We start from the raw sequence: 13254 nt of genomic DNA, 5'->3' as shown, positions 1-13254 counted from the left end.
CTGTCGCCATCAGGTATCCGAAGGGCTGCATCATACTTTTGATACAGCCCTTCTTTGTTTTTATCAGATCAGCATTAATAAAGTGTCAGCTTAAATTGAACAATGCATTTAACCTAATGCCTGTTTTAAGTAATAACCGGTATACGAACTGGTATGATTACACAGTTCTTTCGGTGTTCCTTCAAAAATCACCTGGCCTCCTTTATGGCCACCTTCCGGCCCCATATCTATTATCCAGTCTGCATTTTTTATAACATCAAGATTATGCTCGATGACAATTACTGTATTCCCGCCATCTACCAGGCTATCCATCAAAGAGATCAGGCGGCCGGTATCAGACATGTGCAGCCCTGTAGTTGGTTCATCCAAAACATAGATGCTGCCCTTTTTATGCAGTTCACTGGCTAGCTTGATACGCTGGCATTCTCCTCCTGAGAGCGTACTCAATGGTTGTCCCAGTGTCAGGTATTCCAGACCCACTTCCATCAATGTTTGCAGTTTCTTTGAGATTTCCTTTATGGTAAAGAAGTCATTGGCTTCTTTAACGGTCATCTCCAGAATCTCGGAAATGTTTTTGCTGTTCAGTTTATAGCTAAGCACTTCTTCCTTATATCTTTTTCCCTCACATATCTCACAAGGTGTTTTTACACCTTCTAAAAAGGCAAGATCTGTGTAGATGACACCTGTACCCTGACAATTCTCACAAGCTCCTTTTGAGTTGAACGAGAAAAGTGATGCATTTACATTATTGGCATTGGCAAATGCTTTTCTTATCAGGTCCATCACTCCGGTATAAGTTGCGGGATTGGATCTTGAAGAAGTGCCCACAGCTGACTGATCCACTACAACCGCCTCGGGATGTTTTGACAGAAAAGCATGATGTATCAGAGAGCTTTTGCCTGAGCCGGCTACACCCGTGACTACTGTCAATACGCCCACAGGAATATTAACGGATACATTTTGTAGATTGTTACTAGTGGCGTGATTGATAGAGAGTTGTCCCTTTGCTTTCCGGTATTGTTCTTTTATAGTAAAAGTATGGTTCATATATTTTCCGGTAAGGGTGCCCGATTTGAGTAAACCAGCAAGACTACCTTCATACATAATACTCCCACCTTTTGATCCAGCCATCGGGCCCACGTCTACTATATGGTCTGCAATCCTGATTACATCAGGATCATGTTCTACTACTATTACCGTATTTCCCTTATCTCTCAGCTTGGTAAGCAGCGCATTAAGCCTGTAGACGTCCCTGGGGTGTAATCCCACACTTGGTTCGTCAAAAATATATAATACATCGATCAGGCTGCTGCCAAGATGTTTTACCATCTTTACCCTTTGGGATTCTCCTCCTGACAGTGTATCTGTGGCCCTGTCAAGGCTCAGATAGCCCAATCCCATGTCAACCAGGTGTTGTAAACGCTCAGTAAGTGCTTCTATCATTGGTCGGGCTATGGGATCGCTTATTTTCTGCAGGAAGGGAATCAACTCCTCTACTTCCATTGCAGACAGCGATGCAATATTATATCCATTTATTTTACATGTTAACACCTCCTGGTTCAGGCGGGCGCCTTTACATAACGGACACGGCCCATAATGCAGGTAAGCGGACACCATTTTCTGTGTACGTTCCGATAAAGTTTTAAGGTCCCGTTTAATGTAGGAACGATTGAATTTTTCTATAATCCCCATATAGGTGGCATTCATCGTTCCATTACCTATTTGTAGCTTAAACTTTGTGGGAGGGCTATATAGCAGCAGATTCATTTCCTCATCAGTATAATCACGCAGCTTCTTATCTATATCAAAATAACCGGTGTTGGCATACATATCTTTTTCCCAACCAGCGAAACCAGGTACCTGTAATGCTCCTTCCCTTAAAGACTTATCAGGATCATAAAACTTCGTTCCGTCAAATCCCAGCTTTTGCCCTAATCCGTTACATTCCGGGCACATGCCTTGTGCGTCATTAAAGGAGAATACATTTGAATATCCGACAAAGGGTTTTCCTATCCTGGAGAAAAGCAGGCGCAGTACAGGTGAAATGTCTGTCACAGTACCCATCACAGAATGAGAACCACCACCCAGCCGCTTCTGATCAACGATAATTGCCATGCTCAGTTTTTCTATAACATCTGCATTGGGCTGAGGGTAACGCGGAAGCAGGTTCCGGATAAACATACTGAAGTTCTCATACAATTGTCTTTGCGCCTCATTGGCAATGGTGTCAAATACAATAGACGACTTCCCTGAACCGGATACGCCGGTAAAGATGTTGATTTTCCTCTTGGGCAAACGAACATCTACATTTTTTAAATTATTTTCCCGTGCACCACGTATTTCGATGTATTCCTGGGTCATAGCGTTGAATTGGTTTTTTATTGAAGAGTGGAGTGCAGGTACTCCGGATAAGGCGACAAAATTATTATTTAAAATCTGATCAAACAGGGTTAATATATTCGATCTTTTCATGTTCTGATAAGAAATACAATTTAACTTTATTCTTACCATCGCTGTCTTTTTCAATAAGCGTCAGGACAACGCATCCTTAATTCCGGACTATCTGGACCGGCAGGCCAGCAGCTGTAATATTGCCTGCTCACTAATTAATTAGATATTCATATTAAAGCAGGCAGATTCCGTATATTAGTATAAATGAGGGTCCTTTTTTTGATTTTATATCAAAACGTAATGATCATGTGCAAATCCTCCTTTACTTTCCCGGCAATATACCGTTCCCACTTTATTAAATGGTGTTTGATCGTTTGCATAGCTATTATTGTATTTCATTGTAAAAGTAAACCTCCTGCAGTACTGCCTCCGGGAGATCCGGACAATGGAGGACTTATACTACCGGGTAATTTTGAAGCGGTGGTAGTGGCAGATAGCATTGGCAGGGCCAGGCATATAGCTGTAAATGAAAACGGCGATATCTATGCAAAGCTTGTGTATAACGATATCATGAAAGGAGGAGGAGGAACAGTAGGGCTCCGGGATAATGACAATGATGGTAAGGCAGATATTATTGCTTATTTCGGTGATTATAAAGATGAAGGAGGGCTACCAGTAGGTATGGTGATCTATAACGGTTACCTGTATACTTCTACGCTCCGGCAGGTGTTCAGGAACAAACTAAAGGCGGGGCAGCTTATTCCCGACAGTAGAAAGGAGATTATCCTCACCGATGAGGATGAGTATATCGAGCGCCATTGGCATACAGCCAAGCCCATTGCATTCGATAATCGCGGCAATATGTATGTGCCTTTTGGTGCTCCTACAGATGCCGCGCAGGATGTTGAAAAAGCTGGTCCCGGAGGAATGCCGGGAGGCAAGGGGCTTGATCCTGCTCCAGACCTTAAATGGCATGGAGGTATATGGCGTTTTGATGCAGACAAGGAAGGTCAGACACAGAAAGACGGCTATAAATACTCCACGGGCATCCGAAGTGTATTAGGCATAGCCTGGAACCAGGACGATGACTGTCTGTATGCAGTGATGAATGGGATAGATAATTTTCATACCCGGTATCCGGATGTGTTTACCTCCTGGCAGGCAGCAGTACTACCCTCAGAACCGCTCTTGAAGGTTACGGAAGGATCGGATTTTGGATGGCCTTATGCCTACTTCGATCACATGCTGGGCAGGAACATGCTGCAGCCCGGATATGGCGGTGATGGGAAGATTATTGGCAGAGCTGCTAAGTTTGATGTACCTGTAATCGGCTTCCCCGGTCATTGGGCGCCTATGGAGCTATTGTTCTACCGTGGTCGTCAGTTTCCTGAGCGGTATAAGAAGGGTGTTTTCATTGCTTTCCACGGCTCAACAGACAGATCGCCTTATCCTCAGGCAGGGTACATCGTATGTTTTGTGCCGTTTGAGAACAGGAAGCCCACGGGTAAATGGGAAGTGTTTGCAGACGGGTTTACCGGCGTAGATACTGTGGTGAATACAAGTGATGCATTATATCGTCCTATGGGGCTCGCTGAAGGGCCAGATGGCTCACTCTATATTTCAGAATCCAATAAGGGCAGGATATGGCGGGTGATGTATAAAGGAAGCAAAGCGCGGTTTGGCGAGGCACAGCTGGCCGCTATGGAAGCCCGTAAATCGCGGTCTTACATAAAGACACCCGACGAAGTAAAGGATAACCTGGGAAAGGGAGGGGAGATGCATGGGAATATGTTGTATAATACGTATTGCACGAGTTGCCATCAGCGCGATGGTAAAGGAGATAATAACCGCTATCCACCCCTGACAGGTTCTGAATTTGTCAGTGGCAGCCGGGAGCGATTAATTAGAATAGTGTTGAATGGGTTGCAGGGAGAGATCAAAGTGAACGGTAAGACCTACAACGGCGTAATGCCTGCACATGGCGATTTTCTGGATGACTATGCTGTAGCCTCTATACTCACTTATATCAACAAGCGCTTTAACCAGAAAGACAGCGCATTTACCTATGAAGAGATCAACAAGGTGCGTGGTGGTGTCAGTAAAAAATGAAGGGGCATTAGGACCTTTTCCCGGATCATGGCTGTTACTTCAACCGCTACCTTTTGGACGCGGTAAACTACAATTATTGTTTTGTTTTACAGGCGAATCAGGAGAAGTAGGTATAGGTATAAAAAAAGATGCAGTATCGCTATGCGTACTGCATCTTTTTTTATACCTATGACAGATAATGGGGCTTAGTTACCCTCGAAATATTCGAACCCGTCAATAATATCGAGATAAGCACCATCAAAGTGACTGTTTATCAGTTTCTTCGTGTAAGATGCATCATTACCGAAAATGACATTTTTCCAGTCAGTGTTCCAGTACCGTACTTTATAGTTGCCTGGCCAGTCAGGATTTTCCGCTACGATAAACGGCGGGTTACCTACTTTCCAGGTACTTTGCCAGTAGTAACGATAATCTTCTGCCTCTCCGATGGACATATAACAGATCACCAGGCGTTTGCCACCATTAGCCTTTGTTTTAAGCTGATCAATCTCTGCTGCAGTAAAAGCAGTTTCATTCAGGAACAGGTCCATCAGGATCACATCATAGTTCTTTGTCTTTACAGAATCAATGAACTGCTTTTTGCTGGAGAATTTCTCCGGATTGATCAGATACAGGAAATTCTTTGCCTGTGAAAGACTGGTAATGTTGTTGGTGTTCACACCATAAGGCTGGGCCGGGTAAGCGGGAATGTTATACAGCTCTCTTTTATCCGCGGCAAAAGAAATATAGCCGTTGGTGTTGTTGGAGCTGTAAGACTTATCCATGTTTGTCTTACCTGAACAATAATCCGTTACCATTACCTTTTTGGTGGTCTTGATCCGGTTGAGGAATTCCCGCAGGTACAGGTTATCTTCGGAAGGAGTGGGCTTGTTGTCATCTTCATAACCGAAGAACAAGTCTTCCTGTCCTACGCCGTCAATAGCGTTCAGATAGGTCTGTGCAAGGGTACCATCGGATTCTCCATTGGTGGTGATCAGTTCTATTCCGTTCTGCGGAATAATGGCAAACTGTGGATTCTGCGCCTTTGCATACTGGCTGATGCCAATTACAAAGTTCCGCATCTCCTGCCTGTAGTCAGTTGCAGCGGCGGCCTGCTGCTTTTCTTGTTCCTGTTCGTTTGATGGATTGGTGTTTTCGGTTTTGGAGCATGATAAAATGCTCAACACCACGGGCAATGCAAACAGTACTTTGTTTCTGGTTTTCATTAGCATACAACAATATGGTATAATCAGGATAACGATACATCCATCCAGTTTATTTAATGAAAGAGGATGCATCGCATTTTTCATTGCGAAGGTATTATTTTGGAAATATAAAATGTCGATGATACAGTTTAAAAGGCTGGCAAGTGTAAAGGACAGGCCGATAAGGTATTGACTAGTAATGCAGGCTGTTCTGGAAAAAGGGATAGTAACACATCTGTCTGATACGGTTTTCCATGAAGGAATATTGCGTTTAGATGCAGCCGTGTTTGAGGATATGTTATCTTGTCCTGATTGCAATCTATAATGCGATCAGGAGCCTGATTGCCAGTTTATACATATACAAAGGGAACCAAACGCAAGGCTGATTACCTTGATTTGATTCCCTTTTCTGTTATCTCTTTTATGATATATATATTGTTAGTATCGAAACTACTTTTATTTCTTTCGCCTGATCAGCTCAAATTTTTCGGTGGTGATCATGGATACCTGCTCCTGACTACCAGGTACCGATTTCGATTCCTGACGTGTAGCAGAATGAATCAATAAACCAGTTTTGGCATCAATGGTCAGATTACCCTGCATACCCACACTCATCTGATAATCATTATTTATCACCGGGCTTGATATGAGTAAAACAGCCATACTATCTGGTTGAATTGATTTTACAACGTACCCTAATTTCAGTGTAGCCATTTCAAGAGGCTTGTTTTTAGTCCAGCCGTCGCCAATACCCACTGGCTTTCCAGGCAGATAGTCAAATGCGGCTTCCAGTTGTTTCTGAATTTCCTCATTATTTGACATTGATTTTACGCCTTGTCTAAAGCCTTCCTTATATTCCGCATCATCTATCTGTACCTTATCGAGCGCATTGTCTGTTATGGTATCAACACCGGTAACCTTAATACCGGCGTTGGATTCATCAAAATAAATGGTGAAGGCCTGGCCAATCAGGGCATCATTGAACTGGCGGTAATGCAAATTGAGGAATTGTTCCTTCTCACCATTGCTTGTTTTGATAAACTGATCCGGCATGTCAGAGTCATAACCAGTAGTCTCCTGTTTCGATCTATCTTCTTTCTTTTGCCTGAGACTGGTATATGCTGCCCTGATCATTGTTTTTCCGGTCGCATCTTTACCTATGACCTTCCATAAAAGCGTATAAGCAAGTTCCTGGCGTATCATAGGTTGTTTAGCCTGCGTTACATCAATGATCATGCTGCTCTTGTAATCAAATTCTTCGCCTGGGGTAAAGGTGAGCTTGAGGTTCTTCTTAGCTTGTGTCTGGGAGAAGGCGGTATATGTCAAAGATAATCCGAGGAACAGTAAGAATCCGGTTTTTATGTTCATAGTAGGGGATTTATGTTTGAGGCGCAATATAGAGATTGTTTTGGTAAATATGGGGGGAAAAGGTAACGTTAGCCGGTTCAGTTTTTTTGTCAGGTAGTCACATACGAAGATGTTTGGGGGGCTGCGGTGCTGAGGGGAAAAACGTAACTTTGGAAACATGGAACGTATTGGCAAAACGATAGTGCTTATTGGAGTTCTGATACTTATAGCCGGACTAATCATATGGTTCCTGGGCGATAAGCTGCGCTTTCTGGGACATCTTCCGGGAGATATCAGAATTGAACGGGGCAACTATCGGATATATATTCCCATTACAACAATGATCCTGGTTAGTATAGTCCTTACATTGATCTCGTGGGTAATACAGCGGTTTGTGAGGTAATAACTCCTGGCATTAGGAATTTTCAATCTTCTGCATCTTCCTTCCCTTCCAATGGATTTCTAAAAAAGTTAACCTTTTTCCCCGTTCGGTGTTATTAATCTGGAATTACACCCGAATAACCATTAATACGCTTGTTTAGCACCCATTCATTCACTCTTTAAACCCACTTTATGAAAAGGATTGTATTAATAGGCAACAAATCCTGGGAAGTTGAACCTATTTTAAATGCGCTCTTGAACGTGAGGATCCGTCCTCAAGAGCTGAAAGACCCCACACAACTGAACTATCCATGGACTTTTTCACAAGGCACCGCAAAGCCCCGCGCCGTATGGGACTCATATGAGCAAATAACGATTGAGCTGTGGTGCGTGCAGGACATCATGGATCCAAAATGGAATCCCTCCAGCTCGCAGGGTAAACATGAATGTCTGCCCAAGATACTCCAGTACCGTACTGAAAAACCAGACCTGGTAGTTGCGTTAGGCACAGCTGCACTAGGGCTCGACGGTGGTAACAATAACGGCTGTGTAGTATTTGGCAGCAATATCTTCATTCATAATTATCATCCGAACGGTGAAAACCCACAAAGTCAATGGGATGATCCTGTACATTTCGAAAAAGTACTTCCTTCAGCTGTTAATGCAAACATTTTCAATCGCCTGGATGCTGATACAATCAAATTGATAGAACAACGTTTGTTGAAGCCTTACCTGAATCCTTCAAGTAATATCGGTGTCTTGTCTGATAAAGACTACATCGGCGTGAGCGTTGTGAATATCACTAACTATGCCGATTACCAGTATTCTGATGAGAGTGGGTTAAAGGCACTCGCCGATACCGGTAACACACTGCCGGTAGGCTCCGTAGAAACGACTCATGGCGTAATACGCTTGTTGTGTGACGCACCGTTCCTCTTTATCTCCGGTATAACTGACAGGGTAGGTTACTTTGCTGATGACGTGGATGGAACAGATGCAAACGGTAATGTGAAGACAGAAGCACAGAATTTCACTGCGGCCTTTAATATCGGCGTTTGTCTGAGCTATCTGATCCCGAAGATGGCAGTATTTGTTGCACCTCCATTGACGAAAACATCAAGAGTAACAGAAGAAGCATAAAAGGAAAGCCGGGGTGTGTGGCCCCGGCTTCAATCTCCTGAACAGATCAGAAGTATATTTTTTCAGATAGCGATCAGAACTTAATCTGCAGTTTCAAAGAAACGAGTTTGCCGTCTTTATAGTACTCATAAAACCACTCCCCATTGTTTTTGAAGACAAGACCATTGTATGCTCCGCCCTCAGTTATGAAATAGTCAGGCATAGAAGTTTTGAGCAGTGTTAATACCTTTTTCGGAGTGGTATCAATTAACTGATATCCATTGGCCGTTGCCTGCGCATATAAGGTACCCATGCTTTCGGTGATCGCAACTGATGTGGGGGCCGCTGCCGGAGCGGGAACAGGAGCGGAAGGTATAGGAGGCTGCACCGCAACAACCGGCTGTGGTGGTGCTAACGAGACGCTGTCATATTTATAAGGTACATCGTTCAGCGATGAAAATGCACCCCTTAAAGCAAATTCGTAAGCAGCCTGAAATTCTTTCTCCCTGCTTTTACCTTCCTTGCTTTTGAAGATGATATTACCCTGGCAATCTTTCAATAGCAGCGTAAGGTTTGTAACGAATAATCCTTTTTTCTCTACTACCTCAGTTTTGAGCGCACTACAGGGATTGGCAACCACTTCCGGTGGTAATGGCTCGCTACCCATCACAGCAGTAAATCCTTTTTCCTGTAACAGGAATTTGGTCAGCGTATTCAATCCATATTGATTATCCATCTTAAAAAAATCGAACCTGTCCGGTACGAGTACATATTTGTAATTGTTGATGGTTTTCTGCGAATAAGCAGTTCCGGCAAACAACAAGAAAATAAGTATTGCGTATGTTCTCATATAGTATTCTGTTTCAAATTATAGTGAAAATATGCAAAAAAGATTAAAAAACTGTTATTATACTGACAACGGTATTTCGTGAGGAGGATGCTTGGCATCAGAACTTCTCAACGCACATACAATGCGTTATTAGCAGCTTTCTTTGCGATGATACGTTCAGAAATAATTATGTAATATGCATACAACTAATGTGTTATGTGTTTTGTCGCATGGTTTCATCACCTTTGCGGCTGATTGAAATTTGATGTTGCCCTGTATCCTTTGACAGGCTTCCTATACATTGTTCGAGCAGTCACATTTCTCAATTTAGATCTTAATCCATAAGAAAGGCTCTTTAATATAGTTTAATGCCGGAATTCTTATGATATATTAAATGACTTGTTATTAATCATTCTCTACCTATGAGACGATTTCTTTTGCTGCTTTGTCTGACAGCAGGTATAACTGTGAATGGCCAGATAAGGTCGGGTACTACCTTTCAAAGTATCATTGATGTTTCCCCAAAATCGCCGGAAGTTGCCAGCCTTGGTAAATTTGGTGAGATACCTGTAAGCTACGCAACAGGCGTCCCTTCTATCACGGTGCCTGTATTTAATATCAATATTGGAAAGATTAATATACCCATATCGCTGGACTATCATGCCGGTGGCGTAAGAATAGATGAAATGGCATCCAGCGTGGGGCTGGGGTGGGCTTTATCTGGTATAGGTTCTATCAGCAGACAGATGGTGGGAATTCCTGATGAAGATCAATTTGGGTTTCGAAACGCCCCATCTCCTGATTCAGTGGCAGGTTCCCCCTCAACGTTTTATACTTATTTGTATGAGGTACAGAAAGGGCTTCGGGACGCGGAGCCGGATATTTATTCATACAATATCAATGGTCCTTCTGGTAAGTTTCTTTACAGGAGGAATGGTACTTTCATGCAAATACCGGTAACAAATAATAAGATAGAGACTGGTGTGGGATCGAATGGACTGTTCTACAAAATTACTGACGAGAATGGGATTGTGTACCTGTTTGAGAAGACTACCTCCACCGATATGTCAGTGGCTTCCGGGTTGTATACTTATATCAGTTCCTGGCGACTGACAAAGATGGTGGATAGCAATGCTGCAGACACAATTTATTTCAGTTATGAGAATTCCTGTAGCACATCCTATCAGTGGAGTACTAATTTTACACATTATGTTGGAAATGCATTTACTCAGTGTGGGCCTACTCCGAACTGGCAGTTTAAGAATGAGCAACAGACTAAAACACAGATGATCACATTGAATGAGGCATATCCAAAGGAAATTAATTGGAGAGGGGGAAGGATTTCATTCATCAATACATGTGACAGACAGGACGTAACAGGATCAGGCATGCGCCTGAACGAAATTATTGTCTATTCCAACCTGAATGGCCGTTTGAAGCAGGTAAAACGGATGAAACTGTATCAATCCTACTTTAATAGCATTGGTTCAGAGTACGTTTTCACTGCAGCTAGTGCGGAACAGAAAAAGAGGCTCAGACTGGATTCTGTAGCATTGTTGTCTGTCAGTGGTGCGCTGTCTCCACAAAGTTACCGGATGACCTATGACACCTCCAAACTGGCGCCCCGTGAATCTTATGCGCAGGACCGCTGGGGATTTAACAACGGTGCCTGGGGGAATGTTACCCTGATCCCCGCTCAGAATATTTATTTCTGGAACACTTACTACAATATTGGTAGTGCTAACAGAGAACCGGACAGCGATAGGATGAAAGCCGGAACTATCACATCAATAGAGTACCCGACAAAAGGTAAAACCGTATTTGAATTTGAACCACATGCCTTCCAAAAGTATGAAACGCAGGTTCAGGATATTTCACAATCAGCTAGTTGTACTGGCAATGTACAGTCTACGAATACAAAGATATTTACGGTGGATGCAGACAATGAAGATTTTAAGTACTCTGCATATATCTCTGCTTTTGCTGGTAAGCCGGTAACAGACAGGCCAAGGATAATACTTACGGATCAGACTACTGGCTCGCAGATTTTCTTTATTAGTACTCCGGTCGGGCAGGAAAGTTCTTCCTACCAGGTTAATGACGTCGGCTTGTCGCTGGTTGCAGGACATACATATAATTTAACTGTAAATATCTATAGTTCCAGCCCTGATGTTTCTGCAAACTGCGTGATCTCTTATACCAAAAATCTCGGAGACGTACTTGTTACCGAAAGATCCGGAGGACTGAGGGTAAAGACCATTACCAACTATGATTTAGATGGGAAATTCCTGGATCGTGAGAAGTATGAATATGCACCAGGAACTATGCTGACAGATCAATACTACCGCGATTTGAATTATGAGCAGATAATGCCCCGTGGGGCAGGGGCCAATTGCTTCTATATGACTATTCCAGTACCTCCCAATGACGCGTTGATATTTCATGCCAATAGCGTATTGCCGGTATCACAGTTCAGTGGAAGTCCACTGCTATATCCACTGGTGACCAGGTATGAGGTGGACAGCCTGGATGTGACCAATGGCAAAACAGAGTATGGGTACAACGTGTATACAGATCAGACAGAGATTGCAAATCTGCCTGTAGTGAGGACAGTTACATTTAATACCATTGGTATATTTCTCACATCTAATTCCTGGAAGAATAATAAGCTGGCTTATGAGAATACTTATAAAAGAGTTGGGGGGAATTATTCACTTATCAGCACAAAACGGTTTAACTATAGCCCGTACCGGGAAACCCTGGAAAATTCGTTGAAGATTAAGAATATTTACCTGACTACCTGTTGCCAGGAAGTGAACAGTACTACGGTTTATGCGAATGAGGATTTTGCGCTTACTTCATTTCCGAATCGTTCTGGTGTTATGTTGCTGACCAATCAGTCTGACACGACCTGGGATGATTCTGGTAATAAGATATCCACATTTACCGAATATAAATATGATGACCTGCTGCATACGTTACCAACCATGCAGAATTCATGGGCCAGTGATGGTGAGTTAATCAGTGATTCCAGCATTTATCCGTCAAAGCTCGCAGCTTCCGGGAACGTGTATCAAAAAATGGTGAACAGGAACATACTTTCACACGTCGTGAAGAATATACGACAAAAGGGAGGCAGACCTGTGCTGTTGGCCAACACTAATTATACTGACTGGAACAATGACGGCAAATTATTACTTCCCATGAACACAGAGCTGCAGATCGGCTCAAATCCTATAGAGACACGCATTCGTTATAATAAGTTTGACCTGTACGGTAATATACAGGAACAGCAGAAGGAGAATGACATTAAGCAAAGTTATGTTTGGGGATATGATACATTGTACCCGATCGCTACTGTAAGCAATGCCGCGCAGACCGATATAGCCTATACAAGCTTTGAGCCCGATGCTGCCGGTTATTGGACTATACCATCTTCTGTAAGAGATACCACACAGGCAATTACTGGCAATCAATGTTATGCTTTAGGGAATGGAGCGGTATCAAGATCGGGGTTATCCACGACTAATAGTTTTGTAGTTTCTTATTGGAGCAAATCCGGTTCAGCAAGCGTGAACGGAGGAAGTGGTACACTGGTTACGACTAAAAAAGGTTGGAATTATTATGAACATAGACTAAATGCGGGGATTTCAACTGTAACGGTAAGTGGTGCAATCACAATTGATGAATTAAGGGTTTATCCGGCAGCTGCGCGGATGGTAAGTGTCTGTTATGAACCCTTGGTAGGAATGACCAGCCAATCCGACGCAGTCGGCAGGATCACTTACTATGAATATGACGGATTTGGGCGTCTCAAAGTGATAAGAGACAATGATGGGCAAGTGCTGAAAGTAGTTGATTACCAATATTCCCGACCGATTACACAATAGTTGC

The 13254-nt window shown here is 43.0% G+C and carries 8 protein-coding genes; 4 read left to right on the top strand and 4 right to left on the bottom strand.

Annotated features, from left to right (window positions below):
* Positions 1-108 precede the first annotated feature (108 nt).
* The gene (locus tag F3I09_RS33755) at positions 109-2361 is read right to left on the bottom strand and encodes an excinuclease ABC subunit UvrA (RefSeq protein ID WP_149699468.1); all 2253 of its coding nucleotides are present in this window, start codon (positions 2359-2361) and stop codon (positions 109-111) included.
* A gap of 336 nt (positions 2362-2697) precedes the next feature.
* Here F3I09_RS33755 and F3I09_RS33750 point away from each other — a divergent pair, with 336 nt between their 5' ends.
* On the top strand, positions 2698-4500 hold the full coding sequence (locus F3I09_RS33750; protein ID WP_149699467.1) for a c-type cytochrome: 1803 nt from the start codon (positions 2698-2700) through the stop codon (positions 4498-4500).
* A gap of 185 nt (positions 4501-4685) precedes the next feature.
* Here the strand turns inward: F3I09_RS33750 and F3I09_RS33745 are convergent, their stop codons facing one another.
* Positions 4686-5705: an endo alpha-1,4 polygalactosaminidase gene (locus tag F3I09_RS33745; protein ID WP_149699466.1), complete on the bottom strand. Its 1020-nt coding sequence runs from the start codon at positions 5703-5705 to the stop codon at positions 4686-4688.
* A gap of 435 nt (positions 5706-6140) precedes the next feature.
* Positions 6141-7052, bottom strand: coding sequence for a DUF6263 family protein (locus tag F3I09_RS33740; RefSeq protein ID WP_149699465.1), 912 nt, complete (start codon positions 7050-7052; stop codon positions 6141-6143).
* Positions 7053-7209: 157 nt separating this feature from the next.
* Here F3I09_RS33740 and F3I09_RS33735 point away from each other — a divergent pair, with 157 nt between their 5' ends.
* Together F3I09_RS33735 and F3I09_RS33730 are read left to right on the top strand one after the other, a co-directional pair.
* Positions 7210-7434, top strand: coding sequence for a DUF2905 domain-containing protein (locus F3I09_RS33735; RefSeq protein WP_149699464.1), 225 nt, complete (start codon positions 7210-7212; stop codon positions 7432-7434).
* A gap of 170 nt (positions 7435-7604) precedes the next feature.
* A complete protein-coding gene (locus F3I09_RS33730) occupies positions 7605-8552 on the top strand; it encodes a hypothetical protein (RefSeq protein ID WP_149699463.1) in 948 nt (315 codons plus the stop codon).
* Positions 8553-8625: 73 nt separating this feature from the next.
* On the opposite strand, the gene F3I09_RS33725 is transcribed toward F3I09_RS33730, so the two are convergent.
* Positions 8626-9381, bottom strand: coding sequence for a hypothetical protein (locus F3I09_RS33725; protein WP_149699462.1), 756 nt, complete (start codon positions 9379-9381; stop codon positions 8626-8628).
* A 401-nt stretch (positions 9382-9782) separates the two neighbouring features.
* Here F3I09_RS33725 and F3I09_RS33720 point away from each other — a divergent pair, with 401 nt between their 5' ends.
* Positions 9783-13250 (top strand): RHS repeat domain-containing protein, encoded by a 3468-nt coding sequence (locus F3I09_RS33720; RefSeq protein WP_149699461.1) that lies wholly within the window; start codon positions 9783-9785, stop codon positions 13248-13250.
* The last annotated feature ends 4 nt before the right edge of the window (positions 13251-13254 follow it).

The organism is Chitinophaga sp. CF418 (assembly GCF_900142925.1).
GTDB lineage: Bacteria > Bacteroidota > Bacteroidia > Chitinophagales > Chitinophagaceae > Chitinophaga.
This window is presented reverse-complemented; position numbering and strand designations above follow the sequence as displayed.